We start from the raw sequence: 26,998 nt of genomic DNA on the forward strand, positions 1-26,998 counted from the left end.
ATAAATCGTTTATCCATGAATCGACTCCCCCTCCTATTTATTTTCCTCTTTGCCATAGCAATATCCGAGGCAGCCACACCCGTTTATTCATGGAAATACACACCGGACGGGGCTCAAATTAAAGCTACCAAATGGTATGCGCTATTCAGATACAATCCCGGTGACGACTATGCCTCTTTTGGTGCTGGCAGGGTACCGTTTGCCGAAAAAATTACCGATTTCCCCTCCAATTTCACAGTCAGTTTCGACGTGAAAAACCTCTCCTGCGATAACAATAACGGAAAAACAATTCTGAGCTTGTATTCGAATAATCACCATTATTTCAATAGTCAAAACTACAACGCTAATTTCTATTCTCTTCAATTACAATTTGACAATAAAGGAAAGCTTTACCTTTATAACATGATCAACGGAGCCGTTTCCTTTGGTGGAGAGGAAACCGGAAATGTCAAATCCATCGATACCGGTTTAACAATCAAGGATCTTCAGTCGGACGAATGGATCAAATTTTGCATCGTTTCCGATTTGTCCGCACATACCCTTTCCATCTACATCAACGATTTACTGACTGGTTCCATCACAAACTGGGATCCAAAACATCCGGCTCTCACTGGAGCCCAGTTCGGTCAAGCATTCGGAAACTTTCATATCATGAAAGGTACGATGAAAATCAACAACGTCAATTTCTACAACGATGCCGTTCCACCGGCGGCCTCACTCCCGCTCATGCCGGAGTTCTCAAAAATGTTCCATTCTCGCAGTGATATCCTGAGAAACAAATACATCGCCTCTCTCAAGAAACTCCAGCAGAAATATGTCAAGAAACAGGACTTCGCCACCGTTACACTGATCCAGGATATCGTCAAATCTCCCGATTCTCCGGTCAAGGAAGAAAAGCTTCCCCGGGAAGTTCTCCGCCTTGCCACGGCCTACACAATTCAGAAAGAGCAGCTGGGAGAACAAATCAAGCAGGCTTATTTGAAAACAATTCTCCAGCAACAAGCCCAATATGCTCAGAAGAAGCAATTCGATAAAATCGTCGAAATCCAAAAAATAATAAAAACGATTGAGGACACGGAGCCTTCCCTTCTCTTTTTCAAGACGCCATCGAAAGAGGACTCTGCTGTACCGAACAGGCGTTGACCCATTTGGAGCGGATTTTCATCCCTATCCTACGCCCGAATATCCGGTTGTTCATACTTCGATAAAACCGCCAAATGCGCCTCACACAATTCAAGTCAGGTTTTCTCTATAGACTACAATATATTGTATGTATGATAATATTTACATACAAAATGAGAAAATTCTCTTGCATCCTCGCGCTTGATTGATGTAGAAACCGTTCCAGCACAGGTAACGGAAGACGGTGAAAATCCGTCGCGGACGCGCCGCTGTAACCGGTTGATCCCGGAGTGGACACTGCTCCCGAGAGGAAGTGGGAAGTTCATCCCGAAAAATATGGTCAAGAACCGGAAGCCAGAAGACGACCTGGGCAACCATAGTATCACCATCTCGCGAAAGGATGCGCGTACGAATCGGAATTCCGGCAACCGGTCGGCAAAGGCAATCTGAATGGATCCTCCAAGCTATCCCCACCTCCGCAATTCTTTTTTGTATTTGTTTTCTTTTGTACCCGCCCCATCCCCTTCCCGGGGATGTCGTGTGTACATGCCGCGCGATGCGTCTTTTACGCCACCTTCAAATATCTGCGCCGCATGGTCTCCACAATCATCAAAAGAAACGGTAAATCCGAGAGCTTCCAAGGATACAAGATCGAGGAAGCAATCCGGAAAGCCTTCCACAGTTCCGGGACAAAATATGACGATTTCGTCTATGTCCGAGTCCTCGCATCGCTGGGTTCCCGTGAATCCGTAACCGTAGAAGAAGTCCAGGATCTGATCGAACGAACCTTGTTCAAGTGCGGATGTTTCGAGACGGCTCGTTCTTTTATCACCTACCGCTTCCTGCACAAGATGCAGCGGGAACAAATAGGAGGCATTTACCACGGCAATACTTATGTCGATTGCAAACAAACCGTTGAAGAATACATCGGACGGACGGACTGGCGCATCGCGGCCAACTCCAACACGACCTATTCCAATGCCGGCCTGATCAACAATACCGCCGGCAAGGTCATTGCCAATTACTGGCTCGACCAAGTGTACTCGGAAGAGGAAGGAGCAGCCCATCGCAACGGTGACTACCACATCCACGATCTGGACTGTCTGACAGGCTATTGTGCCGGCTGGAGCCTGCGGAATCTTCTCAACGAAGGGTTCAACGGCGTCCGTTCACGAGTGAACAGCCGCCCCCCGAAACATCTGAAGGAAGCTCTCGGACAAATGGCAAACTTCCTGGGAATCCTCCAAAGCGAATGGGCGGGAGCCCAGGCTTTCAGCTCCTTCGATACCTTCCTGGCTCCCTATGTCTTCAAAGATCAACCCTCGTTCCAGGTCTTGAAAAAAGCCATACGGGGATTCGTTTACAACCTGAACGTGCCATCTCGCTGGGGACAGTCTCCCTTCACCAATGTAACCATCGACTGGACGGTACCCCGTGACTTGCGCGAACAAGTCCCCTTCAGCGGAGGTAAACACCTGCTTGAAGGAATCAACGATCCCCGGCTTGACGCTCTTGCCCGGGAACGAGGGGCTGAATCTCCGGAGAAGATGACGTTCAAACATTTCCAGCCGGAAATGGACCTGATTAACAAGGCTTTCTACGAAGTCCTCACGGAAGGGGACAGCACCGGACAACCGTTCACCTTTCCCATCCCTACCGTCAACATCACGGAAGATTTCGACTGGGACAACCCCAATGTCCCCCTACTCTTCGAAAATGCCGCCAAGATAGGTTCTTCCTATTTCCAGAACTTCATCGGCAGTCAATATACCCGTGACGAAAACGGCAATAAAATTCCCGATGAACGCGCCTACAAACCCGATGCCGTAAGATCCATGTGCTGCCGCCTGCAGCTCGACCTGAGAGAACTGCTCAAGCGCGGAGGAGGCCTGTTCGGCTCTGCGGAAATGACGGGCTCCATCGGCGTCGTCACTATCAACCTGGCCCGCCTCGGCTACCTCTACAAGCAAAACAGGGAAAACCTCTTCAAACACCTTTCCCTGCTCATGGAACTGGCCAAATCCACTCTGGAAAAAAAACGCACATTCATTCAGGAACTCTATGACCGCGGACTCTATCCCTATACCCGGCGCTATCTGCCCGGATTCCGCAACCATTTCTCCACCATCGGCGTCAACGGAATGAATGAACTCCTGAGGAATTTCTCCAACGATACCATGGACATCAGCACCGACCAAGGCATCGCCATGGCCCGGGAAATCCTGGAATTCATGCGGGATAAAATACGCCTCTTCCAAGAGGAAACCGGCAACCTCTACAACCTGGAAGCAACCCCGGCCGAAGGCACCACGCACCGCTTCGCCCGCGAAGATGCCAAGCGCTATCCGGATATTATCCAGCAAGGCCCCGTCGGGAAACGGTACTACTCGAACAGTTCCCAACTTCCCGCCAATTTCACGTCCGACCTTTTCCAGGCCCTCACCCTCCAGGATGACCTCCAATGCTGCTACACGGGAGGCACCGTCTTTCATATGTACATGAACGAAGGAATCAGCTCCCCCGAAGCCTGCCGAGACCTCGTTCGCAAAGTACTCACCAACTTCCGCCTCCCCTACCTGACAGTTACCCCCCTCTTCTCGGTATGCTCCCGCCACGGATACCTGCAAGGGGAACACGAATACTGCCCCTACTGCGACGAAGAAATCCTGGTCAGGCATGCATCGGACACTGCCGATACCTTGGACTGAATCCCTCCTCCGATCCAATTCCCCCTTACCCCTAACCCAAAAACAATCACCATCATGAAACAAGAAGAAATACTAGCCCTCCACACGGAAGAACGCACCCGCTGCACAGTTTACACCCGAGTCATGGGCTATCACCGCCCCGTGGAAACATTCAATGCCGGCAAACAGGGAGAATTCCACGACAGAAAGCACTTCCTGGAACCCATCCCACAACCGGATACCTGTTCCTGCCAATCTACCAGGAACGCCCAAAGCGCCTAATTCCCACCAATCATCCCTTTTCCCGCACATAACCGTATCGTTATTGGGAGGCATGCATCAGGGCATTGAGGACATTACTCCGCTCACCCTTCTGGACTACCCGGGGAAGGCGGCCTGCATCCTGTGGTTCGGCGGCTGCAACATGCGCTGCCGGTACTGCTACAACGCAGACCTGGCGAAAGGCTGTAAGGCGAAGGCAGCCTTTCCCAGCCATCTCCGGGAAAAATCTCTGGAAGAATTCCTGAAGACACGTGCAGGATTCCTCGACGGAGTCGTCCTATCGGGCGGAGAATGTTCTCTCTGCCCTGATCTTCCGGAAATATGCCGGCTTGCTCAATCCCTCGGATACGAGGTGAAAATGGATACAAACGGTACCCGCCCCGACACCGTTCGATTCCTTGTCGAACAGGGCCTTGTCAACTACATTGCCCTGGATTACAAAGCTCCGTCCGACGAGTTTGCCAACATCACCGGCGGATGTTCCGCAAACTTGTTCGCCGCTTTCGGCAAAACGTTGCAGTATTTAATCGGCAGCGAATTCCCCTTTGAAGTCCGAACGACAGTCCATCCCGACCTCCTTGATGAAAAGGCCGTCGGCAGAATTATCAAGGATCTGGCGGCACGCGGTTACCGCGGTACATATTATCTCCAGCATTACTTCCATACGGATCATAATATGGATCAGCTGGAACGTCCTGTCAGGGCATTCGATCCCGGAAAGCTTCCCGGAAACATTCCAGTCGTATTACGCCATTTCAAGACAGAGCCGGACAAATAGTCTTGAAAATACAATTCAAGTATCATTTCTTGTCCCCCCTCCACTTCTCTCCATCATTCCTATCTTTCCTAATCACTTCCTATGGACCAAATCCTCCACCAACCACTCATCGTCCTGTTCGGAATCATCTTTCTGGGGATTGCCTTGGGCAGCATCCAAATCAAAGGGCTTTCCCTGGGGCTCTCAGGAGTTCTGTTTGCTGCGCTGCTGGCTGGTCACCATGGTTTGAAAATCCCCGGAGGAGTCGGTTCCCTCGGTCTGGCCCTCTTTGTGTATTGCGTCGGGTTGAGTGCAGGCAACCGCTTCTTCTCATCCCTGGCCAAACAGGGAAGCAAACTGGCTATTCTCTCCGCTATTATCGTTGGCGCAGGAGCCATCGTCACCTGCCTTTTCGGTAAATTGCTCGGTGTTCCCGGCGGCATATCATCCGGTATTTTTGCCGGAGCCTGTACCAGCACGCCAGCCTTGGCGGCCGCTTCGGAAGTCATGTCGACGGTAACCGGACAATCGTCCGGCGTCAGTATCGGCTACGGCATTGCATATCCCTTCGGCGTAGTCGGAGTCGTCCTGTTCGTACAACTCATTCCCCGTTTGTTCAAATTCAACCTTACGGAAGAAGCCCGCAACTTCAAAGGAGGCTCCAATGGCGGCATTGCCACCAAGCTCATCCGCGTTACGCGTGAAGATCTGAACGGCACCAATATCTCCACTTGCCGGATCATGGACAAAATCCACTGCCGCATTACTCGCATTGTTAAAGACAACCGCCTCTTCCCCCTGACACCCCGGGACGAATTCCACCCCGGTGTGGAAATCCTGGTCGTCGGTACAAAAAAAGACCTTCGCATGGCTGCCGATTACCTCGGTGAAATGTGCGACAACCCCTACGCGATCGATGCCGACCACGAACGCCGGGAACTCATCCTGACCTCGCCGTCCTATGCCGGGAAAACCATCAAGGAACTGGATCTCCTCAGCAACGATAGCATCATCATTTCCCGCATCTCCCGGCTCGGCTTCACTTTTATCCCGACGGGAAGTACCATTCTCCAAAGAAACGACGTACTGACTGTCGTCGGAACTTCTGAAAAAATCGATCAATACGCCCAGAAGATCGGTCACCGCAGCAGTGCCATCAATGCCACCGACATCATGTCCCTCGCATTCGGACTTTGTGCCGGCATCATCCTCGGAATGGTCGAAGTCGGCTTGCCCGGCGGGGCCTCTATTTCCTTGGGTACGGCAGGAGGTCCCCTCATCGTTGCCCTGATCATGGGGCACTTCGGCAAATTCGGGCCGTTCGTCGGATACATCCCCCGCCCGTCCCGGGTGCTCCTGCAGGACCTGGGGCTCGTCTTCTTCCTGGCGGACGCCGGAATCAAAGGCGGCGCCGACCTCGTTGTCACCGTCCAGCAATACGGGATAACGGTCTTCCTGATGGGCATGCTCGTCACCTGCATCCCCATGTTCCTGGCCTACGTCATCGGCATGCGGTACTTCAAGATGAACATTCTGGAATGCCTGGGCGGCATCTGCGGCGGTATGACGTCAACTCCCGCTCTGGGAGCCATCGCCAGCAAGACGGATTCCCAGGCCCCGGTCGTCAGCTATGCCACGGCCTACCCCGTCGCTCTGATTCTGATGACGCTGGGAGCCAAGACTATCATCAGCGTGCTGGGCGCCTAAATCCGTTACACCTCTTTTCCCTCTCCGATGCTTTTTCACCTGTTTCAGGGAAAAGCATCGGAGCGTTTTTTCCTGGTGCGCTTTTCATGAATCGTTGTGACAAAAAGCGAACGTCTATGGACGTATTCCGTATCGGGGAAAACATCCTGCTCCCGCCATGATATCCTGATTTTATGCTTCACTTTGGAAAGCGTAACTTTACAATCCCACCACAGGTATGAGTACAGAATGGATCAAGGTTAAAGATTACACGGATATCAAATACGAGACGACCGATCACGGCGCCATTGCCAAAATCACCATCAACAGACCGGAAGTCCGCAACGCATTCCGCCCCCAGACTGTCAAGGAACTGCTCAATGCTTTCAACCTGGCTCATGAAGATCCCAAAGTCGGCGTCATCATCCTGACCGGAGAAGGCCCGCTCGCCTTCTGTTCCGGAGGAGACCAAAAGGTACGAGGCGATGCCGGCTACGTCGGTGATGATGGAGTTCCCCGTTTGAACATCCTTGATGTCCAGCGCACCATCCGCACCATCCCCAAACCCGTAGTTGCCATGGTAGCCGGCTATGCCGTCGGAGGCGGACACGTCCTGCATGTCGTCTGTGACTTGACGATTGCCGCGGACAACGCCCAATTCGGTCAGACCGGCCCCCGTGTCGGTTCATTTGACGGAGGATTGGGTTCCTCATACCTCGCCCGCATTGTCGGGCAAAAAAAAGCCCGTGAAATCTGGTATCTCTGTCGCATGTACAATGCTCAGCAGGCATTGGACATGGGGCTGGTCAATACGGTTGTCCCGTTGGATCGACTGGAAGAAGAAACCCTCTCCTGGTGCCGTCAGATGCTTCAGCACAGCCCAATGTCCCTTCGTTGCCTGAAGGCCTGCATGAATGCCGACTGCGACGGGCAAATGGGCTTGCTTGACCTTGCCGGCAACGCCACACTCCTCTACTATATGAGCGAAGAAGCCCAGGAAGGCCGTGACGCCTACGTCCAGAAACGGAAACCCGACTTCAGCAAATTCCCCCGCCTGCCCTGACCGGCAGTTGTATCGATTCAGGAGCTCTCCATATGGGACTATTCCGCAACAAGAAAGACAAAAACAAGCAGCATCCGCGCCGCAACGGTGTGGAAGAAGGCTTGTACGGTAAAGACGACGACGATGAAGAAATGGAAGAAGAACGTCCTGTACGGACTCCTTTTTCCCTTCTGGGCAATCTGATCTTCATCTTCACACTGTCCATCATTCTCGGTATCGGCTGGGTCGTGTACCAAACGTGGCTCCCCCAGGACCTCTCCGACTTGCCGGGCTACCGCCAGGCAGACGTCGCCCCCAATATCCCGGAGCTCCTCCGCCAGGCTAACAAAAAAAATGCAGCCCTGACCCTGACGGAAAGCGACGTAAACCGGTACCTTGCCTCAACGTTGAAGGCATCGCAAAACGGTATCCTCTCCCCCTTGGCCCGTCCTAACGGCGTCGGCATCCGTTTCCATGACAACTACATGGAAATCATCATCGAACGCCGTATCGGCATCAGCACCTTGCAAACCGTCTCCATGTACATCACCATCGTGCAGGAAGTTGCAGGCAATTCCTCTCTGCCCGTCACTCGGCTGGAATTCTGCGACTCGGCTGAAAAAAACAACGTTGTCAGCCGTGGAGGCACCCTGGGACGCCTCGTCGTTCCACAAGGCTACATGATCTTCCTGCGCCCCGCTTTTGAAAACCTGGCACATGCCTACAAGGATATTCTGGATTCCATTGTCGATAGCGGCAAAATCATCCGCATTTCCGAAGGCCGTGTAGATTTACTCCCCCTACCCCAGCAAACATTCTGATTTTCCCGGTCTGCATTTGAACGTTACACTCTCTCCAAGACTCATTCTACCATGAACCTGCGGTTTTTTTCTTTTCTGCTTCTTCCGCTCTGTGCCGGACTGTCGTCATGCGTCAGCTACTGGTATGACCACCTGAGCCCCAAACCGGAATACGTCGGTGACAAACCGGCCACAGTCATCCCTTATGAAGGAACCCAGCAACACGTCAAACTACTGCCTGTCGATCCCTATGAACTGCCCGCTTCTTCCGAACTTTCTACTCGAAAAATTGATTACGCAGGAGACCAAATTCCCTATGGCCTGGAATCCGGGTACCGCAATTGCGTCCATTCCCCCTATCAGCCCTACCGCAGACTGGATACGACCGGTATGAAACCCGGACAAAAAGTAATCGATCCCTACGACGGCAAAGTCTTCTATCTCCCGAACGACATAAATATCTTTTAACAAATCCGAGAGGTATCCCCCGGGACAGCCCTTCTCCCTTTAAAAAGTAAAAAATGACCGGTAACGCTTCCTGCAGCGTTACCGGTCATTTTATGGCCAATTCCCGCTCAGGTATCAGCCATGGAGGAGCCTACACATAGTCGGCAACCTTTCAATTTATTCCATATTCCAAAATTCCTCTGCGTTTTTTGCACTGATTCCGCTCATATTGAGATAGCGGGTTCTCAGCAACAGTGAGGAATGATGACCCATCTCCATCTGGAGGGAGTCAAGGCTCTTGAAATGCTTGGCATGGTAAGATGCGAACGTATGCCTCAGGCAATCCTGAAGCCAGGGACGCTGCCCCTTTTCCGTTCCCCATCCGGCCAATGCACGCATCCTCTTCCATCGTTTAGGCCAAAGGACGGGACAGATCTTCTGATCGGGGTTGCCGGTCGGGAATTTGGCAAGCCAGCGCCTCAGTACAGGATAGAGAGTCACATGACGCATCCCTCCGGTCTTACTGTGATTGGGCATGATATGCACCACGCCGTCCTTCAAGTCCAGTTCCTTCCAACGGAGGCGCTCCACTTCCCGGGGGCGGATCCCGGCATAGAGCATCAATCCGAAAGCCGGCGCACATAAGCCGGATTCCTCATCAGCAAGGGCTACATTCCTCAATTGAAGAATCTCATCGATCGAAAGAGCCCGTATCTGCCGCTCATATACGACAGGCACGTCCACCCGGTCGATCGGATTGTCCGCGCACCAACCTCTTTTCTGGGACAATGTAAAAATCCCATTCATAATCACGCGGGCCTTGAACTTCTGGCGCGTTGTGGTAAACGCCTTGTCCAAATATTCCTGGCATTCCTCCGGGGTCATGGCACTGATATGTCTCCTTTTAATTTCAGGACACGAACGCATCAGCGTCTCCATCACGTAGCGGATATCCCGCACCGTTCGCGAACGCCGGTGGCTTTTAGCTTCTATTGTCGCTTGAAGAGCCTTGTCAAACGTAACTGTTTTTTCAAGTCGCCTAAGGGCATCCGCCCCCATGGCTATACCTTTTCTTGCTCGACGTAGTTTATTGCCTCGTCCACCGCATTCCCGCAGCAGATCCAAGGCAAGTAATACTGCATCCAGAAGCTTGACGCCGCTTCCGTCCAACAGGGCGGCTGCGATGTCCTTTTCACTGTATCTCATTTCTGTGTTTTGTTGCATGTATCGGTTAAGTTGGAGAGGCATGTATTCTCATATGTGACAATTCAAATTTCAATTTTCAAAGCTTCAAGACAAGAATGGTTATTATAAATTCTGACATCGAGTCTTTCTGTGAGACTGCAAAATCCAAAATCATTCACTAATTTGCAAATATAATCTTGAATTGGAATAATTATATAAATATATTTCCCGTTTTATCGAATATTTTTCCTATAATAAGGAAATATTCAAATAAGCCACATGTCCGATACGAACTTCTCCCCGGAAACAACCTCCGGGAAAATACCCTGACTCCGTTCTTGCCAGAATGCCCCAATCGTGGAATAACTCATCCAGACCCCATCCACTCAACCTTATTTGTACAATGAAAGTCATCGTGATCTACGGAAGCGCCAACGACAAACCCTTCATGGAACCCGCACGCGTCTACTTCGACGAGCAACATGTCTCTTACGAGGAAACGGTTCTTTCCGCGCACAGAGATCTTCCCGAACTCATGCAGTACCTTCAAGATCTTGAAAACAGCGGAGAAAAAGCTGTTATTCTAGCCGTAGCCGGCCTTTCCGCAGCCCTTCCGGGAGTCGTCGTCATGAGTTGTTCCCTACCCGTTATCGGCGTACCGGTTCCCGGCGGCCCCCTGAACGGCATCGACGCTCTGCTGGCTATTTCACAAGTGCCCGGCGGAGTTCCCTGCACGACGGTCGGACTTCACAAGAAGGCTCCCGTCAACGCTGCCATGGCTGCACACCGCATCCTCAAACTGGCCGCCAAATAAAGGCCTTTCAATCTCCCCACCCCGGCATTGGCCGGGATCATCCATCCACTCCAGCCATGAAACACATCACTGAACCGATTCTGGACGAGGAAGGCATACGGCTGGCTCTCACCCGAATAGCCATGGGCATTGCCGCCCGCAACAACGGGGAGCCGTTGGGCATCGTCGGCCTTCTCAGCCGGGGAGACGTCCTGGCCATGCGCCTGGCGACCATGATCCGTGAACTCGGCGTCGACACCATGTGCGGCGCCATTGACATTTCACTCTACCGGGACGACATCTACAAGCTCGAAGCAAAACCTGCTTTGCGTTCGTCCAACCTGTCCTTTTCGACTGACGACATGCGCATCGTCCTGGTCGATGATGTCTTGAACACGGGCCGGACCATTCGTGCAGCTCTCAACGCCATCTTCGACTATGGCCGTCCGGCCCGCATCGAACTGGCCTGCCTGATTGATCGAAGCGGACGGGAAGTCCCCATCCAGCCTGACTACGTCGGTCACCAAATGGACAACACGGACGATAAAGTCATCGTCAAACTCCAGGAAATCGACGACATCGACGTTGTCTTTCTTCAATCCAGGGCCTAATCATAGGCCCTTTTTCATATCCGCATCCCAAGGTTTTCCCAGAAATACATTCTTCCTCTACCGACAATGAATCCACGCAAGGATCTACTAAACATATCCTCCCTGAGCGACGAAGAAATTGCGACTCTCCTTGAATCGGCCATGCCGATGAAAGAACTGTTCACCAAAAGCGTCAAAAAAGTACCCGCCCTCAAAGGGAAATCCGTGCTCACCCTGTTCTACGAACCGAGCACTCGCACGCACTCCTCATTTGAAGTCGCCGCGGAACGCCTCTCGGCCGATGTCACAAGCTTCACAGTATCCACCTCATCCGTCGTCAAGGGAGAATCCGTCCACGACACGATCGCAACCCTCCAGTCCATGAAAATGGACTATATCATCGTGCGCCACTACAACAGCGGCCTCCCCGCCGTGATCGCCCGTGCTACCAACGCCAGTGTCATCAATGCCGGGGACGGCGCCCACGCCCATCCCACCCAGGCTCTGCTGGACGCCTTCACCATCCGCGAGGCCTCCGGCAGCATCGCCGGAAGGAAAATCGTCATCATCGGAGACATCCTCCACTCCCGCGTAGCACGTTCCACCTCCCTCATCTTGAAAAGGCTGGGCGCCCAGGTCGCCTATCTGGGGCCGGGTTCGCTCGTACCTCCGACAGCCCATTCCGGCATACCGATCTTCAAAACATTCGACGAGGCCTTTGCCTGGAAACCTGATTTCATCTACCTCCTCCGCGTCCAGAAGGAACGCCAGGACGCTCCCTTCTTCCCCAGCTCGCGCGAGTACAACAAAATCTACGGCGTCACGGAAGAACGCCTGGAACGCATCGCCGGCGAAGGCATGTACATCATGCACCCCGGTCCCGTCAACCGCGGCGTGGAAATCTGCGATGCCGCGATGGAGTACGAACGCTGCCTCATCAACACGCAGGTAGAAAACGGCATCGCCTGCCGCATGTCCGTCCTCTACCACCTTTGCCCCCAAACCCAACACTGAGCCCTTTCTTTCCATGAGCACCTATTTCATTCGCAATGCTTGCGTCGCAACGACAGGAGACAAAATCGACATGACGGTTGCCGGAGGCATGATCGAAAGCATCTCTCCCGCCGGTTCCCAGACCGCCCCTTCAGGAGCCTCGCTCGTTGATGCCGGCGGGTCCCTCGTTCTTCCCGGCCTCTTTGACTTGCACGCCCATCTCGGACAGCCCGGCTACGAAAACCGCGAACGTATCGCCACCGCTACCGCCGCAGCCCTGCACGGCGGAGTCACCGGTCTCCAGGCCATGCCGGATACTTCCCCCGTCATGGACAATTCCGCACAAATCCAATCCTTGCTGGAATTGTGCCAGGAACAATCCCCCGTAACAGTCATCCCGACCGGATGCATCACCAAAGGAGCTGAAGGAGAAGAACAGGTCTCTTACGATTCCCTGAGAGCCAAAGGCGTCCAGTTCATCACCGATGCGGACCATGTTCCGTCCAACATACTCCTTCTCTACCGAGCCATGCAGTATGCAGCCCCCCTGGGCATCACCTTCGCCCTACGCGGAGACGTACCGGCTCTGACCGCCAAAGGAGTCATGCACCCCTCTCCCACTTCATACCGCCTCGGCCTGGCCGGTTCTCCCGTCTGTGCAGAAGAAATCGGCATCGACACGATCATCCGCCTGGCCGCCGCTACGGAGGCCTCCCTCCATGTCCAGACCGTCTCGACCGCCGGAGGAGCCGAAGCCATCCGCCAATGGAAAAAAGAACGTCCGAACCTGAGCGCGGAAGTCGCTCTCCATCATCTTCTTTTTACCCATGAAAACGTTGGAGACTACGACACGACCTACAAAACTCTTCCTCCCCTCCGCGACCAAAAGGACAAAGACGCCCTGATCGCCGCTCTTCAGGACGGCACCATCGACTGCATCGTCTCCGACCATACCCCGGCTACCCCGTTCGAGAAAAAGCAGGACTTCTGCGTCGCTCCCCACGGAATGGCCCTTCTGGATACCTTCCTGCCCGCATTATATGCCCATCTGGTCAAACCCGGTTTCCTCACCTGGCATCAGATCGTCACACTCTGTTGTGACAACCCCCGGAAGCTCATGCACCTCCCCAACGCCACTCTGGAAGCAGGCGTCAGCGCGGGTTTCGTTCTCTTCAATCCCGACGAAAACACCGTCGTTACGGAAGACTTTCTCAAGAGTCGTTCCCGCAACACCCCCTTCCTCGGGCAAACCATTCCCGGTAAAGTCCAGGCTGTCTTCGTCAACGGCAAAGCGCACCTGTTCTAAAACCGGATCACATTTCCCGTCTGAGGGTGTTTCCGGAACACAACCGTCCCCCCTCCATTTCCTCCTCGCCGCAGACCATGCGCCCGATTGCGACCATCCGTACATGTTACCCGGGAAAATTCGGAATTCCCCGGCAAAGCGGATTGATCCCCGATGATCCGGGAACCATCCGCTTCGAGCCGGAATTCCGCAATCCCGATGCCATTCGCGGCCTGCAAGGCTTCTCCCATCTGTGGCTCATCTGGCTGTTCAGTGAAAACATACGCGACACTTGGAGCCCCACCGTCCGTCCGCCGCGTCTTGGAGGCAACACGCGCATGGGTGTCTTTGCAACGCGCTCCCCGTTTCGCCCCAATCCCATAGGCTTGTCTGCCGTCAAACTGGACCGGCTGGAGGTACACCCCGAACTCGGTCCCTTGCTCCATGTCCTCGGAGCAGACCTGATGGACGGAACCCCCATTCTGGACATCAAACCCTACCTTCCGTTTGCCGACTGTATCCCGGATGCATCAGACGGCTTCGCTGGCCAGGTCTTCGACCACAACCTTGATGTCTTGATACCTCCCGAATGGGAAGCTGTTCTTCCTCCAAGTTATCTTTCCCCTCTACGCCAAACACTCTCCCAGGATCCCCGCCCCTCCTACCAGGACGACCCCGACCGTATCTACGGCCTCACCTACGGCGGGTTTGACATCAAATTCCGAGTCAAAATCAACGTTCTGACCGTTTGCAGCATCCAACCCGTATAAAAAAATGGTTTCCTCCCTATCCAATCGCCCCTCAAGGCTGCATATCGCTTTTGACGACAACTTCAACTTTCGGGGCGAAATCGGAGCTTCAGTATCCGTTTGGAAGGATGGCCGGGAAATATTATCCCTCCACCGAGGTTACACGACGCACGCCCGTACAACGCCCTGGTCAAACCGGACACTCGTCCCCGTTTACTCCGCTACCAAAGGACCCGCCGCCGCTTGTATCCTGCTGGCCTTGCACTCCCAGGGTGCCGATCCTTCGCTCGTCATCGGAGACATCTGGCCGTCTTTCCCCATGCCCGGAGCCACAGTCCGCCAGCTCATGTCTCACCAGTGCGGCCTGGCAGCCTTCGACAGACCCGTAGACCTGTTCGACCATGAAGCCTGCGTGGCTGCTATCGAAAGAACCGACCCCGCCTGGTACCCTCCCGATCACGGCTATCACCCGCATACCTACGGTCCCATCATGGACGAACTCATGATCCGTCTCACGGGAGAACGCATCGGTACCTGGTGGGAGCGCAATATCCGTACCATTTTCGGGCTGGACCTTTTCATCGGGCTACCGGAAGAGCATTTTGACCGGGTTGCGACACTCTACCCCGGCAAAGCAGACAAGGAAAGCCTCTCTACCCCCTTCTACAAGGAATACCTCCAGCCCGGCACGCCCATCTTCCGCGCCTTTCATTCCCTCGTCGGCATCAACACCGTCCGCCAGATGAATACCCCAGCCGGCTGGACATGCGCCTCCCCCGCATTCGGTGCCGTTGCATCCGCACAAGGACTGGCCTCCTTCTATCAGATTTGCCTCGGCAGCCTGAATCCGCCTGGTACATCTTCTCCCTTCATTCCGGATGAAGTCCGTTCCTGGATGACGACGATCGTTACAGACGGAGAAGACAAAACCATGCTCACACCCACAGCCTATTCCTGCGGTTTCATGCTGGATCCCCGTGATCCAGCTACCGGCATACCCCTCCGCCACCTTTTCGGCTACGAGGGTTTCGGTCATGCAGGGGCTGGAGGCTCCCACGCCTTTGCAGATCCCATCAATGGACTCTCCTTCGCCTACACCATGAACCACATGGATCTCAATGTCCTGCCCGGCACCAAAACCCAAGCCCTAGTCAACGCCCTCACCAGGGTCAACCACTCCCCCCCCTCCCTTCTCCGATGAAAGTCACCAAAACCAGGGCCACAGCAGGACTCATCATCAGCGCCAGTCTGTTGGTGTCCCTTGTCTTCCTCTTTATGAGGATCATCGACAACAGCAAGATTACTTGGGAATCCGGGCTTTCGCTAGGTTGTGCCATACTCTGGTCGGGACATGGAGTTTATCGTTCGATCATTCGCCTCAAAGAGGTAGGTTCCTGTCCCAAAAACTGGTCGGATGTTCCTCAAATGGCTCTTTACAACAATCCCGATCACATCGGATATTTCCTATGGAACCTCGTCTTTTCTCCTTGGGGAATGCCCATTAGTTCTTCTTTGAACCTTCTCCTCCTCGTCTGGATCGGCGTCTATGCATACCTTACCTCCCACCTCATTTTATTCATCATAGCCGTGTGTTGTCTGGCCGGTTTGAGAATATGGCTTTTCAAAAACTATAAACGACTGTATTTGAACATGAAAGAGGGAAACATGATTTCCCTCGTCGACCACCGGGGAGTACGTTGGATTATCCCGGGTAAAGACGATAACAACTGGCTGACCACAGGCAACTACTGCACCGTAGAAAGTGCAGACTGGAAAGACATCACCGATGTCCTTTTCTTCCCGCATTACTTTCAACTGAAATGCCGGAACATTGACTTTTTCGCCTTCACAGACAACATGGACGAAGCTCGCATGCTCGTTGCCCGCTATTACAGGAACGGCAGTCCTGCCCTCTCCGTTCCGAACTCTTCATGTGGATAGAGAAACTGCCGTCCCAAAATAAGGACGATTTCTTTCCGGGAGAATCTATCCCTTACCTTTACCTCTTTACTTCCAGACAAATAGGACTAAAAGTAGTTCTATCATGCAAGAAATCGGAAATTCTTCCCGGATTTTACTGCCCATCCCCATTTCGCCGTCTTTACTCAAATGGGCTGGTTTACTCATGCTCCTTCTGGGACTGTCTCTTACCCCTTATTGGAACTGGCCCTCCCTGCCAACCCTTTATGGAGACAGAATCTCTCTTCGCGGTCCGTCAGGTATCTTTGACAACCTGATGTATATTCTGCATATTTTATTCTACATCAGCATCTACAGATTGATGGTCATCAGGAGAATGGAAGACCGATCCACAAGTCGCATATCCAACCCATGGATCATCACCGGAATAGTCATCGGTCTCAACATTCTGGCGACCTCACTTCCTTTCTCCTGCTACCAGTTACGCTCCCCCATACGTCTTGCCGCCCTCCTTGTGCCGGCCATTACGATGACATACGGCAAATGGAAAAGATATAAACAGGTCAAAACATGTGGATCCCTGTTGATTCTCCTGGCGCTCATGCAAACTGCCAATATGTTTGAGAATGACAAATGGTACAACTTCAAGGGCTTTCTGAGCTTCTACCAGGAGAACTCTCATTGGATCTCATCCGTGAGTACCTTCATCGTGCAAGGAGGAGTCGTCTATCTTACCAACAAACTCCTTATCATCTATCGACAGGACAAAGGAGAACCAGCCTTCCGGGAATGGCCTCCGTTCATCATTCCCAAATGGCTTATCCTGACATTGTTATGTTTTGTGGCAGCCGGTATAATTATAGGAGTAATTCTATTAAAATCATCGATTCCCTTCTTTTCTACTTATGATAATTTCGCATTTCTGACTGTCGTCAACTGGAATTGGTTTCTACAATTACTGTTCTTTCTCTCCTTGAGTTTTACCTTGGCAATTCGCCTGAAATTATCCGACGGAACTGAAATCTTCCCCAGTCTGTCTCCCATGACCTGTTTAGTCGTATTACTTGCAGCCAATTCCCTGACAGCAGGTTTTCCTTTCTTTCCCGGCATGCTGACCCAATCCTTCTGGACACCTGATTATTATATCATCAACGTCATAGTCCTCATCGTTTCATTCCTGCCTTCCTTGCTCATCCTCGTTGTTTATTCAACAGGCAAATGGGCCGACATCCCCATGATACGTAACACCAGAAACTTTTTCATCGTCTGCGTCATCATGCAAATATTTATGATTTGTAGTACGGAAATGATGCTTCCAACTTATCTATGGTACATTTCTCTGGTCATTTTCACACTTTGCGTCATCCTCATTCTTTTCTCCAACAACAAAGCCATCCGGACGCTCAAGGGATCATATAATAGACAACCGTAATACAAAAAGGGTAATTATCTCACTCATTGCCGAATAGTTTGAAGAAACTATTTGAGCATTACGGACAGTTCAAACTCCAAGAATGTTACCGCTTCAACACTCTTGATCATCATCTAATCCGAATGTTAATTTTTTTAATTATTGATGTTTTATTGACTTACTCATCTCCATGCATACGATATGAAAAACTGATGAAAATACGATCCTATCTCTATAATTCCTGTTGGATGCTTCGTCCAAAATTATGGTTTGCCGCAGCCATGGTGTCCATTTCACTCATACCGGGAAAGGCAGAACCATTACCCGGTCAATTGCCTCCTTCCGCCAATCAGGAAATAGGACAGCCATTGCCGAAAGCCCCCAAAGCAATCATTTACTTCTACACGGATGATCTGGGATATGGAGATACGGGATGTTATGGGGCGACGAAGATACCGACTCCGAATATTGACAAGCTGGCCGATCAGGGATTGCGGTTTACCAACGCACACAGTACGACATCGGTCTGCACCCCGTCCCGTTATGCCGTCATGACCGGAGAATATCCGTGGAGAAAGAAAGGAGTCCATATCCTGCCGGGGGACGCAGCCATGGTTGTTCCCACAGCCGATCAAAGAATGACTCTTCCTTCCATGCTCAAACAGGCCGGATACAAAACATGCGCCATCGGCAAATGGCATCTGGGTTTGGGCAAGGGTAACATCGACTGGAACAAACCCATAACACCCGGCCTCAAAGAAGTCGGATTTGACGAAAGTTTTATTATGGCTGCCACCGCCGACCGGGTGCCCTGCGTCTATCTCAGGGACGGCAAAGTCGTCAATCTCGATCCCAACGATCCGATTGAAGTCAGCTATAAGAAGAATTTCCCGGGAGAACCTACCGGCAAGGATCATCCGGAACTCTTGCGTTTCCATCCCAGCATGGGGCATAACGGAACCATCGTTGATGGCATCAGCCGAATCGGATTTATGAAAGGCGGGAAAGCCGCATTATGGAAAGACGGCGATCTGGCCGATACATTGACCGACGAGGCGGTCAAATTCATTCGGGCCAACAGTGAAAAACCTTTCTTCATGTACTTTGCCACCAATGATATTCATGTTCCCCGGGATCCCCATAAGAGGTTTCTGGGTAAAAGCCAATGCGGTATCAGAGGAGATGCAACCGTTCAGATGGACGATTGCCTGAGACGGATCATGGAAGTACTGGAACAACAGGGAATCAAAGACGATACGCTCATTATTTTTTCGAGTGACAATGGCCCTGTAGTCGACGACGGATATGCCGATGGAGCCGAACGGGATTTAAACAACCACCGGCCTGCCGGAAACCTACGGGGAGGCAAATGCTCAGTCTTCGAAGGAGGTACCCGGATCCCTTTCATCGTTTGGTGGCCCGGCAAAGTAGATCCAGGAACAAGTGATGCCCTGGTCTGCCAAATGGATTTGGGAGCATCTCTTGCCTCTCTGACTAAACAAAACATACCTGCCGGAGCTTTTCCCGACAGTCAGAATCTTCTGCCAGCCTTGCTAGGACACAGCAAGAAAGGACGTCAGGAACTTGTCGAACACGGGTTCGGAGATAAAAATCTGGCTTTCCTCAAAGGAGATTGGAAGTACATCCCCCCGGAAAGCCTCTCATCGGAAGAAAGAAAAAATGCTCCCGATGGACTTTTATTCAACCTCAAGGATGACTTGGGGGAAAGTCGCAATATTATTTCCCGGCATCCCGATGTTGCCAAAATGATGGACCGGGAATTACAACAACAACAACACGCTAAATAGTAATAAATTATACTGTTTCATAGTAAAAAAATGAGGATTTCAAAGAATATTTTTAATGTTTTCTGTGTGATTGGCTGCATATTGTTTTCCGCCTCTTCCGGAGCGGAATCCCTTCGGCTTGACTTGGGCCGTTATGCAGGCCGCACGGAGAAAGAAGGATGGCATCAGCTTGCCTTGGAGAATCAAAACAAATCCGCACAGGAAAAGATTCCTTTGTTTTTAGACAGTCCCGTCACAGGAGCTCCCCGGAAGAATGTCGTGTTTATTACTTCTTCTCTGAGTGTTGATTCTGTTGCTGCCCCCCTTTCCCTGACCGTAACAGGAAAAGGAGGTATTTATGGCACACCCGGACTGGATCAAAAAAAGTATGAACCACTGAAGGAAGACGTTCCTGAGATGGCCTTGGGGGGAACCGCTGTAGGAAAATGGCCGGCCTCCGCTGCGATGGATGGGGTTTTCCTGAAAGACGGCTCCCAGACCTGGACCTTTTCCAACCTGAAACCGGGAACCTACAGACTGGAAATTTTTGCAGGGCGCTCCGTTGAAAAAGCCGCCCACATGACCATTGCCGTGAATGGAACTCCGGGACTCTCCGTGGGCGGAAATTGTGCCGTAGGAACGCAAGAAAATGAACGTGGCCTTTATTTCAACAAAGTAGTTACGGTATCCTCTGATTCCCGCACCTTGGCTTTCACGGTAAAAGCAGAAGGTGGTTTCGGCTCCTTAAACGGCATAGTACTGACCCCGGAGACGGGGATGGAGAAAGGTACAAGCCCTTCACTAGACATCCGGGGAACGGAAAAGGCGCCAGCCCTTCTGGAAGTTTCCTCCGCCGGAAAAATCCATCCTGCCCAGGAAGGCGAGGAATATTCCTTGCGAATCAATCTTCCTCCATATGAAAGCGTCACATGGTTTGCAGCAGAGACCGGTCGTTGGCCGTCAGGATGCAACAGGGTATTGCCCTGGTGTGCGGCTTCATTGGAAGAGGCATTGAATTTGCGGAATCCGGCAGCTGGCGGCAGTCCGGATTCCCACGGCATGCTGGCCCTGTTCCGTTTGAAAAACGGCAACTATCTTGTCATGTTGCCATTGTGTGGCAACGGGTCAGTCTCCTGGCTTGAGGTGGAAGGAAACGCTCTACAGGTTAAAAGCGGAACTCTGGGCTCCGAATCCATCACGAATGAAAAGGAGCCCATGCTTTGCTTCGGTGTTTCCGGTAACCTGTACGAAGCTATGCGTGCGACATGGAAAAAAGCCGTCTCACATCCGCAGTTGAAAGGACATTCTAATTGGAGATGGACCAAGGACTCCCATTATCCCGAGCCTTTCCGTTACCTGGGATGGTGCAGCTGGGAACAATACCGCCATGGCATCAATTCGAATCTACTGCTACGCACTGCCCAGTCCATCAATGAATCCCCTCTGCCCGTACGTTGGATGCTGGTGGACGCGGGATTTCAGAATACCAGCAATCAGTTTCAACTACGGTCATTCCTTCCGGACAAGAAAAAATTTCCTCAGGGATGGGAGCCTCTCCTGAAACAGCGTAATTCTTCCCGTCCCGATAAAATTCGGTGGATGGGACTCTGGCACTGTTTTTATGGGGACACGGGCGGCATTGACGTAAACAACGATCTGGGACTGAACTCCAGATTCATCAGGAAAAACAATACGTATTTTCCAGGAAAAAGCATGAAAGACACGCGGGATTTCTACCGGGATTTCATGAATTCCGTCCGCAACCGGAAGGGAGAAGGCTTTGATTTCATCAAAGTGGACTACCAAACGGAATATCTCAAGAAAGTGGCGGGTACCGGAAATCCCTCCAGGCAGTCCGTCTGGTGTTCCCGGTCACTCAATCGGGCGGTTGATGCTTCCGGTCTGCTGGGCATGATCAATTGCATGGCACAGGGAACACTCCACATATTCAACACCGGAACCAGCCCGGTCACCCGATGCAGCATAGACTACTCCCTGAATAACCTGAATGCCTCGCGCAGTCATCTTTTTCAGTCTTATACCAATACGCTCCTGCTAGGACAAACGGTATGGCCGGACCACGACATGTTCCATTCCTCCGATCCCGTCTGCGGGGATGTAATGGCCCTATCCAAAGCTCTTTCCGGGGCTCCCGTCTATTTGTCTGACAAACCCGAGGACTTCCAACCGGACAGGATTTGGCCCCTGATCAACAAGAAGGGAAAAATCCTGCGCCCTCTGGCACCGGCCACGGCTCTCCCGGAATCCTGCTTCATCCATCCGCTGGAAAGCGACAGCCTGTATGGAGTCATTGCTCCGCTCAACAATAAATGTGCGGCCGTAGTATATTATAATCTGAACACGGAACCTTCCACTCGTTCCGGAAAGTTGTTGCCTTCCGTGTATAAATGGGCTCCTTCTATGATACAGGGTAAAAAAGCAACTTCTTCATGGGACATTCCTGAGGAAGGTCTTGTCGCCTATGATTGGAGAAACCGGAAGGGAGTCAAACTGCCGGACAAAGGGATCTCCCTGAGCTTGCCGAACCTCCGGGGCGGCGTCATGCAGGACATTTTTTACCTTCTTGCCCCCATTGAAAAAGGATGGGCAGTTCTGGGAAATCCGGACAAGTATCTTTCTCCCTCCTGCATTGAAGAGGGAATCGTCCGAACAGACGAGAAAATAATCTTTACGTTGAAGGATTCGGCCTGTGTCCTGATATACCGGGAAGGCGGTAGCCCCGTTGTGAAAGGAGCCTCTGTCCGTAAACTGCCTGGGAGTTCGGATTTTTATCTGGTTGAATTTCCCGAGGAACTGCCTGTCCGCCGGGTAACCATCCTGAACGAAAGGCAATGAAATACGATTGAAACAGCATTACCAACATCCCGGTGATCCCTAAAAAAGAGTCAACTATAATTCAGAAATAGACAAATGGGGGCTACTCGCCCCCAATCCCCCCGGCAGCGTGCGACGCTGCATCCGGGGGAATTATTTTTTTCGTTAAGCTATTGAGATAAATGATTAGAGAATGACAGCAGGCAATAAGTGCACACTTTCGTGTTTTTCCCACAGAGAGAAAATGTTTGTACTTCGCCTGCAAGATTTCATTGCACCTCAAGGCACTAACCGTTGCCAAATAGAGAAGATGGCGCAGTTCCTTTCTGCCCCCATGTATTTTGCGTGTTCCTTTCATCGTTCCGCTTTCCCAGGAATAAGGCACTACTCCGAGTAGGGCTGACGCCTGCTTTCTATTAATGCTTCCCAATTCGGGCATGAGGCTAATCAACGCCATGGCATTGCGTTTCCCTATTCCTTTAACATTCAAATAGGTTTCATACTTTTCTTTTAGCTCTTGATGAGTATTGATGAGTTTTTCCATTTGAACCTGCAACGCCTCTATGCGTTTTTCTTCCTGCTTCAGGGCTTGATCCAATTGCTGTTTCAGAAACGGCTGATTGGTTGCTTTTTGCTCGTTTTTCAACTGTGCCCGTCTTTTGACATAAAAAGTAAGGACACTTTCGTATTCTTTGAGCTGAAGAATTTCTCGGGTAAGTGGATAGTCTTGCTCAAGTTGTTTGTCTTTTCCCAATTGGCAGAGCACCTGAGCGTCCAAACGGTCGGTCTTGGCCTGTAGTCCTTCACTTCTGGCATAGTTTCTTACTCGTACCGGATTAAGGCATGTTTGGGAGATATTGGCGTCCATGAAAACGGGGATAAGCCGACGGCTTAAATAGCCGGTGGACTCATACACGACATGAACTGGTTGTTCCTGTTTTTCAAAAAGACGGAACATGTTCTTATGTCCTGTCTTGTTGTTGGTGAATCGGTAGGTTTTATGCTGAAGGCAGATATCCAAATAGTCTTTGGATATATCTACTCCGGCATAGTTCTTTTGAGGTATGTTTTCTCCTACTTCACGATTGATTTTTGTTTTGTTGGGCTTCATTCTGATCTCCTCCTCAAATGCGGACTCATCTCGGGGAGACGGTCCTTTCAACTATTCGAGATTTGGAATGATCGGATCCCCGGATGGGGCTTGTATCGGCACTGACTCTTTGACATTCTCCGCCCTAGGGCGGGAATCTGGCTGTCTCTCGTGCTCAATACAAGCCAGGGCTTCGTGGTTGCGATCCTCGAAGCCCTGCTCCGATTCCACGAAGCATTTTACCCTCCGTGGTAATCAAATATTAGCTCTTTTTATTATTTGGGGCTGTCTCACGAAGGATTGAAAAATCCGACTGAGACAGCCCCTCCGATAAATTATTGACGAAGGAATCAATCAATTATTCCCATTGGCAGGAGGAGCCACGAAGGTACGAGTGGCGAATTCCTTGTCCAGCATCAGGATGCCTTGACCGTCTCCGCCGATGAGCTTGAGCTGCCCGAGAATTTCCTTCACATTTTCTTCTTCCTCGATTTGTTCCGTCACAAACCACTGGAGGAAAATTTCCGAAGCATAATCGTTTTCATCACGGCTAAGCTTCGTGAGGGCATTGATACGGCGGGTAACTTCGGCTTCATGCTTGGCTGTTGCCTCGTACACATCCAGAATATTCTTCCATTTGTGGTCGGGAGCTTCGATAGAACTCATCTTAACCTTTCCTCCACGACTCAGGACAAAATCGTAGAATTTAAGAGCATGGGCCGTTTCTTCCTGATACTGCACGCGCATCCAGTTGGCAAACCCCGGAAGGCCTTCATTCTGAAACCATGCAGACATGGAAAGGTAAAGGTTGGCAGAGTAAAGTTCCCACTTCAACTGTTCATTGAGTGCTTCGACAATCTTATCGCTAATCATATTAATTCTCCTAGGTGTTGACACCGATATACTATTCATTCCCTTCTCCCGCAAGGAATTTACGGGGAAGAGTGTTAACGTCCGGATTTCCGGGCTTTATAGGAAAGACTCTCCAACTCGCCGGTTCGTTCATTATCCATGAGAACAACCCGCATCTTGTCTCTGCCAGCACGGTTCAACTGCCAGGCATTCCACAAATTGTGCCACAGGACGTAAAAAGTCGGCCCCAGGGAGGCAATGGGAGATGGTGCGTATATCATAGCCAGAAAGATAGTCAGCGTCGTATTCTTCTGACCCAGGGACTGGCTGCATTCCCTCCTCCTATCCGGCCCTCCCAATAAATAACCAATGCCGAAATTCAGCGCACAAATTGCCAAAGACAAAATCCCGATCCACAAGAGAATGGAATGGGAAAGCTCGGGGCGGTTATGAATATCGTCCGAAGCATGCGCCGCAATCAGGACAAGACAGGCTACCCAGGCTCCAAAAGACACATCTTTCAACTTGCGGGGCCACAAGACAGATCTGTGTTTCCACCTCCGCACAATCATAGCCAGAACGAAGGGAACGATCATCACAAAACCGACGCTCCCAGCTACTTGTCCGTAAATTTCAATCCCTCCCCGCCCGACCACCAAGGGCATTATCAGAGGCATCAATGCACAAATGAATGCATTCACGACAATCAGGGAAGTCAGGACAAACTCCACATTCCCCTTCAAAAAACCCATGATGACGGGAGCCGCCGTCGCAGTCGGGGTAATACCGACAAAAAATGCGGCAATAGCAATATCCTCATACCCGAGCCATTTCAAAAGAAAAAAGGGGCCAAGCCCCATTGCCAGAGTCACGACGACAATGAACCAGTGCCGGCGTTCCGGTTTCAACTTGCCGAACCTTACCCCAAGAAACGTAATAAACAGCATGCCGACAATCAACCACCGGATCATCCAGCTCAGGCCACTGAGGGAAGGAAGAAAATAGCCTGCGATGAAGGCCAGGATGATCGCCAATGTTCGGATCAGAGCTGCTGCCATAACTTTGAGGAAGGTACGTCACGCCGGAGGGGAAAAAACAGGCGTGCTTGCCGGAAACTAGCACCCTTCTCCCTCCAGGACAAGAGCCGACTCTTTCAAATCGGCCCCCCCCCCGGATTTTTCATGCCGGACAGCCTCCAAAAATGCGAATCCCGTCAAAAACACACCACTGGAAATGCCCTATGTTGTTGTAAATAGGACATTATACATGAAAAGCGCCGTCAGCTTACTTCCAAATTGACGTGACATGAAGAATATGAGAGCATCAAATGAAATATGGATAAGCCAATTCCTACCAACTCTCCTGTTGTACCCAAGAAATATCTTGTGCCTTTCGCCATGCTTGTCTCCTGCTTCGCGCTATGGGGGCTTTTGAACAACATGACGGACAACCTCGTTCCCGCTTTCAGTAAGATCTTCATGATCAATGCCGGTGAATCGGCTGCCGTTCAAATCTCCTTTTACGGAGCTTACGCGGTACTCGCCATCTTCGCCTCGATCCTGATTGAGGAGTTCTCCTACAAAACAGGTGTTCTCATCGGCCTCGGATTCTACATCATCGGAGCATTGGGTTACATCGTCGCCGCCGGGTGCCAGAGTTTCGACTTCTTCCTGTACGCCATCTTTATCCTTGCCGGCGGCCTGTCCGTGCTGGAAACGACATGCAACCCGTTCGTCCTCTCCATGGGCCCGGACGACACGGCCGTACGCCGACTTAATTTTGCCCAGGCATTTAATCCGATCGGTTCCCTGACGGGCATTTTCCTGGCTCAGTATTTCATCCTTTCCCACCTGAGCGACGCAGACATCGACACCCGCAAGGCAATGGATCCTGCCATCCGTAACGAGATCGTCAACAACGAGCTCTTCTGGGTCTGCGTTCCCTATGTCGGCCTCGTCCTCATTGCCGCCGTTATCTGGTTCTTCTTCATGCGCTACAAGCCAACGGACGAAACGTCACTGTCCCGAAAAGATAACCTCGGACGCAAATTCGGACGTATCGGGCTGTGCATCGTCTGCATCATCATCCCCCTCATCTTCCAAATCGTTTGCAATTACCAGTTCGGTATCGTCTTTGGTCGTATCAACCAAATCCTGATCATGATGATCGGACCCTTCGCGTGCCTTTTGCTCATGCGCGATTACCGGGAGCTTCTGTTCAAGCTTCTCCGCCTTCCCCGTTACAGCTTCGGCGTCATAGCCCAGTTCTTCTATGTCGGACTCCAAATCACCGTCTGGACATGGACGGTAAAATATGTCATGGCCGTCTTCCCGGGTACCCAGGAAGCCGCCGCCGCCAACTACTACCTTTGTTCCATCGTTCTCTTCATTATCTGCCGAGCCACAGCCACCGCACTGATGAAGAAATTCAATCCGGCCAATATGATGGCCCTCTTCGCCATAGCAGGTATCCTCTGCTGCCTGGGAACCATGTGGCTTCCTTCCTCTCTGTCCGTCTGGGCCCTCGTTGCCATTTCCGGTTGCATGTCCCTGATGTTCCCCACCATTTACGGTATTGCCCTGAGAGGATTGGGCAATGAAGTCAAACTAGGAGCCGCCGGCTTGATCATGGCTATTCTCGGGGGAGCCATCATCACCCCGTTCATGGGCGATTTCATCGACCAGC

The 26,998-nt window shown here is 51.6% G+C and carries 22 protein-coding genes, 1 pseudogene and 1 riboswitch; of the genes and pseudogenes, 19 read left to right on the plus strand and 4 right to left on the minus strand.

The genetic code is table 11. The features are described from left to right. The first annotated feature begins 15 nt into the window (after positions 1 to 15). The 8 genes from QET93_RS09165 to QET93_RS09200 all read left to right on the plus strand — a co-directional run bounded on the left by QET93_RS09165 (position 16) and on the right by QET93_RS09200 (position 8,844). Positions 16 to 1,143, plus strand: a complete 1,128-nt coding sequence (locus QET93_RS09165) for a hypothetical protein (RefSeq protein ID WP_280132097.1) — start codon at positions 16 to 18, stop codon at positions 1,141 to 1,143. 185 nt (positions 1,144 to 1,328) lie between these two features. Further along, positions 1,329 to 1,508: riboswitch (cobalamin riboswitch) on the plus strand. 207 nt (positions 1,509 to 1,715) lie between these two features. Continuing rightward, positions 1,716 to 3,830 carry a ribonucleoside triphosphate reductase gene (locus QET93_RS09170; protein WP_322189956.1) on the plus strand — a complete coding sequence of 705 codons (2,115 nt, stop codon included), beginning with the start codon at positions 1,716 to 1,718 and terminating at the stop codon, positions 3,828 to 3,830. Positions 3,831 to 3,884: 54 nt separating this feature from the next. Then, the gene (gene nrdD, locus QET93_RS09175) at positions 3,885 to 4,091 is read left to right on the plus strand and encodes an anaerobic ribonucleoside-triphosphate reductase (RefSeq protein ID WP_280132095.1); all 207 of its coding nucleotides are present in this window, start codon (positions 3,885 to 3,887) and stop codon (positions 4,089 to 4,091) included. A gap of 52 nt (positions 4,092 to 4,143) precedes the next feature. Beyond that, positions 4,144 to 4,869, plus strand: coding sequence for an anaerobic ribonucleoside-triphosphate reductase activating protein (locus QET93_RS09180; protein WP_280132094.1), 726 nt, complete (start codon positions 4,144 to 4,146; stop codon positions 4,867 to 4,869). Between the two features lie 81 nt (positions 4,870 to 4,950). Continuing rightward, the gene (locus QET93_RS09185) at positions 4,951 to 6,555 is read left to right on the plus strand and encodes an aspartate:alanine exchanger family transporter (protein ID WP_280132093.1); all 1,605 of its coding nucleotides are present in this window, start codon (positions 4,951 to 4,953) and stop codon (positions 6,553 to 6,555) included. Positions 6,556 to 6,772: 217 nt separating this feature from the next. Next, the gene (gene menB, locus QET93_RS09190; RefSeq protein ID WP_280132092.1) at positions 6,773 to 7,597 is read left to right on the plus strand and encodes a 1,4-dihydroxy-2-naphthoyl-CoA synthase; all 825 of its coding nucleotides are present in this window, start codon (positions 6,773 to 6,775) and stop codon (positions 7,595 to 7,597) included. Between the two features lie 32 nt (positions 7,598 to 7,629). After that, positions 7,630 to 8,397 carry a hypothetical protein gene (locus tag QET93_RS09195; RefSeq protein WP_280132091.1) on the plus strand — a complete coding sequence of 256 codons (768 nt, stop codon included), beginning with the start codon at positions 7,630 to 7,632 and terminating at the stop codon, positions 8,395 to 8,397. A 51-nt stretch (positions 8,398 to 8,448) separates the two neighbouring features. After that, positions 8,449 to 8,844 carry a hypothetical protein gene (locus QET93_RS09200; protein WP_280126319.1) on the plus strand — a complete coding sequence of 132 codons (396 nt, stop codon included), beginning with the start codon at positions 8,449 to 8,451 and terminating at the stop codon, positions 8,842 to 8,844. Between the two features lie 156 nt (positions 8,845 to 9,000). On the opposite strand, the gene QET93_RS09205 is transcribed toward QET93_RS09200, so the two are convergent. Next, positions 9,001 to 10,047, minus strand: a complete 1,047-nt coding sequence (locus QET93_RS09205; protein WP_322189957.1) for a tyrosine-type recombinase/integrase — start codon at positions 10,045 to 10,047, stop codon at positions 9,001 to 9,003. A 364-nt stretch (positions 10,048 to 10,411) separates the two neighbouring features. Here QET93_RS09205 and QET93_RS09210 point away from each other — a divergent pair, with 364 nt between their 5' ends. The 10 genes from QET93_RS09210 to QET93_RS09255 all read left to right on the plus strand — a co-directional run bounded on the left by QET93_RS09210 (position 10,412) and on the right by QET93_RS09255 (position 22,392). Continuing rightward, positions 10,412 to 10,822 (plus strand): 5-(carboxyamino)imidazole ribonucleotide mutase, encoded by a 411-nt coding sequence (locus tag QET93_RS09210; RefSeq protein ID WP_280126321.1) that lies wholly within the window; start codon positions 10,412 to 10,414, stop codon positions 10,820 to 10,822. Between the two features lie 56 nt (positions 10,823 to 10,878). Further along, a complete protein-coding gene (pyrR, locus tag QET93_RS09215) occupies positions 10,879 to 11,412 on the plus strand; it encodes a bifunctional pyr operon transcriptional regulator/uracil phosphoribosyltransferase PyrR (protein WP_280126322.1) in 534 nt (177 codons plus the stop codon). A 66-nt stretch (positions 11,413 to 11,478) separates the two neighbouring features. Next, positions 11,479 to 12,405, plus strand: a complete 927-nt coding sequence (locus tag QET93_RS09220; RefSeq protein ID WP_280126323.1) for an aspartate carbamoyltransferase catalytic subunit — start codon at positions 11,479 to 11,481, stop codon at positions 12,403 to 12,405. A gap of 13 nt (positions 12,406 to 12,418) precedes the next feature. Further along, positions 12,419 to 13,690 carry a dihydroorotase gene (locus tag QET93_RS09225; RefSeq protein WP_280132089.1) on the plus strand — a complete coding sequence of 424 codons (1,272 nt, stop codon included), beginning with the start codon at positions 12,419 to 12,421 and terminating at the stop codon, positions 13,688 to 13,690. 77 nt (positions 13,691 to 13,767) lie between these two features. Beyond that, positions 13,768 to 14,439, plus strand: coding sequence for a tRNA (N6-threonylcarbamoyladenosine(37)-N6)-methyltransferase TrmO (gene tsaA, locus QET93_RS09230; protein ID WP_280126325.1), 672 nt, complete (start codon positions 13,768 to 13,770; stop codon positions 14,437 to 14,439). Between the two features lie 4 nt (positions 14,440 to 14,443). After that, complete coding sequence (locus QET93_RS09235; RefSeq protein ID WP_280132088.1) at positions 14,444 to 15,619, plus strand: serine hydrolase domain-containing protein; 1,176 nt, start codon at positions 14,444 to 14,446, stop codon at positions 15,617 to 15,619. After that, positions 15,616 to 16,359: a hypothetical protein gene (locus QET93_RS09240; protein ID WP_280132087.1), complete on the plus strand. Its 744-nt coding sequence runs from the start codon at positions 15,616 to 15,618 to the stop codon at positions 16,357 to 16,359. The genes QET93_RS09235 and QET93_RS09240 overlap by 4 nt, the downstream gene beginning before the upstream one ends. Before the next feature lie 103 nt (positions 16,360 to 16,462). Beyond that, the gene (locus tag QET93_RS09245) at positions 16,463 to 17,770 is read left to right on the plus strand and encodes a hypothetical protein (protein WP_280132086.1); all 1,308 of its coding nucleotides are present in this window, start codon (positions 16,463 to 16,465) and stop codon (positions 17,768 to 17,770) included. Between the two features lie 191 nt (positions 17,771 to 17,961). Next, a complete protein-coding gene (locus QET93_RS09250) occupies positions 17,962 to 19,557 on the plus strand; it encodes an arylsulfatase (protein WP_280132085.1) in 1,596 nt (531 codons plus the stop codon). Positions 19,558 to 19,623: 66 nt separating this feature from the next. Then, positions 19,624 to 22,392 carry a Sip1-related alpha-galactosidase gene (locus tag QET93_RS09255; protein WP_280132084.1) on the plus strand — a complete coding sequence of 923 codons (2,769 nt, stop codon included), beginning with the start codon at positions 19,624 to 19,626 and terminating at the stop codon, positions 22,390 to 22,392. An 82-nt stretch (positions 22,393 to 22,474) separates the two neighbouring features. Here the strand turns inward: QET93_RS09255 and QET93_RS09260 are convergent, their stop codons facing one another. From QET93_RS09260 to QET93_RS09270, 3 genes are all read right to left on the minus strand, one after another. Then, entirely contained in the window at positions 22,475 to 23,482 is a 1,008-nt protein-coding gene (locus QET93_RS09260; protein WP_322189958.1) for an IS110 family transposase, read from the minus strand. A 333-nt stretch (positions 23,483 to 23,815) separates the two neighbouring features. Continuing rightward, on the minus strand, positions 23,816 to 24,334 hold the full coding sequence (locus QET93_RS09265) for a ferritin (protein ID WP_280126331.1): 519 nt from the start codon (positions 24,332 to 24,334) through the stop codon (positions 23,816 to 23,818). A 74-nt stretch (positions 24,335 to 24,408) separates the two neighbouring features. Continuing rightward, positions 24,409 to 25,371 (minus strand): bile acid:sodium symporter, encoded by a 963-nt coding sequence (locus QET93_RS09270; RefSeq protein ID WP_280131346.1) that lies wholly within the window; start codon positions 25,369 to 25,371, stop codon positions 24,409 to 24,411. Positions 25,372 to 25,647: 276 nt separating this feature from the next. Between QET93_RS09270 and QET93_RS09275 the strand changes: the two are divergent. Beyond that, positions 25,648 to 26,994: pseudogene (locus tag QET93_RS09275) on the plus strand (sugar MFS transporter); the annotation flags it as partial. Positions 26,995 to 26,998: the final 4 nt, after the last annotated feature.

Source organism: Akkermansia sp. N21116, from assembly GCF_029854705.2.
Taxonomy (GTDB): Bacteria; Verrucomicrobiota; Verrucomicrobiia; order Verrucomicrobiales; family Akkermansiaceae; genus Akkermansia.

What these genes read in the sequence shown, in the direction of transcription:
- QET93_RS09205 (WP_322189957.1), bottom strand. Translation starts at nt 10,047, where the DNA reads ATGCAACAAAACACAGAAATGAGATACAGTGAAAAGGACATCGCAGCC.
- QET93_RS09170 (WP_322189956.1), top strand. Translation starts at nt 1,716, where the DNA reads ATGGTCTCCACAATCATCAAAAGAAACGGTAAATCCGAGAGCTTCCAA.
- QET93_RS09195 (WP_280132091.1), top strand. Translation starts at nt 7,630, where the DNA reads ATGGGACTATTCCGCAACAAGAAAGACAAAAACAAGCAGCATCCGCGC.
- menB (WP_280132092.1), top strand. Translation starts at nt 6,773, where the DNA reads ATGAGTACAGAATGGATCAAGGTTAAAGATTACACGGATATCAAATAC.
- QET93_RS09185 (WP_280132093.1), top strand. Translation starts at nt 4,951, where the DNA reads ATGGACCAAATCCTCCACCAACCACTCATCGTCCTGTTCGGAATCATC.
- QET93_RS09235 (WP_280132088.1), top strand. Translation starts at nt 14,444, where the DNA reads ATGGTTTCCTCCCTATCCAATCGCCCCTCAAGGCTGCATATCGCTTTT.
- QET93_RS09200 (WP_280126319.1), top strand. Translation starts at nt 8,449, where the DNA reads ATGAACCTGCGGTTTTTTTCTTTTCTGCTTCTTCCGCTCTGTGCCGGA.
- QET93_RS09165 (WP_280132097.1), top strand. Translation starts at nt 16, where the DNA reads ATGAATCGACTCCCCCTCCTATTTATTTTCCTCTTTGCCATAGCAATA.
- tsaA (WP_280126325.1), top strand. Translation starts at nt 13,768, where the DNA reads ATGCGCCCGATTGCGACCATCCGTACATGTTACCCGGGAAAATTCGGA.
- QET93_RS09210 (WP_280126321.1), top strand. Translation starts at nt 10,412, where the DNA reads ATGAAAGTCATCGTGATCTACGGAAGCGCCAACGACAAACCCTTCATG.
- nrdD (WP_280132095.1), top strand. Translation starts at nt 3,885, where the DNA reads ATGAAACAAGAAGAAATACTAGCCCTCCACACGGAAGAACGCACCCGC.
- QET93_RS09250 (WP_280132085.1), top strand. Translation starts at nt 17,962, where the DNA reads ATGAAAATACGATCCTATCTCTATAATTCCTGTTGGATGCTTCGTCCA.
- pyrR (WP_280126322.1), top strand. Translation starts at nt 10,879, where the DNA reads ATGAAACACATCACTGAACCGATTCTGGACGAGGAAGGCATACGGCTG.
- QET93_RS09225 (WP_280132089.1), top strand. Translation starts at nt 12,419, where the DNA reads ATGAGCACCTATTTCATTCGCAATGCTTGCGTCGCAACGACAGGAGAC.
- QET93_RS09220 (WP_280126323.1), top strand. Translation starts at nt 11,479, where the DNA reads ATGAATCCACGCAAGGATCTACTAAACATATCCTCCCTGAGCGACGAA.
- QET93_RS09260 (WP_322189958.1), bottom strand. Translation starts at nt 23,482, where the DNA reads ATGAAGCCCAACAAAACAAAAATCAATCGTGAAGTAGGAGAAAACATA.
- QET93_RS09270 (WP_280131346.1), bottom strand. Translation starts at nt 25,371, where the DNA reads ATGGCAGCAGCTCTGATCCGAACATTGGCGATCATCCTGGCCTTCATC.
- QET93_RS09240 (WP_280132087.1), top strand. Translation starts at nt 15,616, where the DNA reads ATGAAAGTCACCAAAACCAGGGCCACAGCAGGACTCATCATCAGCGCC.
- QET93_RS09180 (WP_280132094.1), top strand. Translation starts at nt 4,144, where the DNA reads ATGCATCAGGGCATTGAGGACATTACTCCGCTCACCCTTCTGGACTAC.
- QET93_RS09245 (WP_280132086.1), top strand. Translation starts at nt 16,463, where the DNA reads ATGCAAGAAATCGGAAATTCTTCCCGGATTTTACTGCCCATCCCCATT.
- QET93_RS09265 (WP_280126331.1), bottom strand. Translation starts at nt 24,334, where the DNA reads ATGATTAGCGATAAGATTGTCGAAGCACTCAATGAACAGTTGAAGTGG.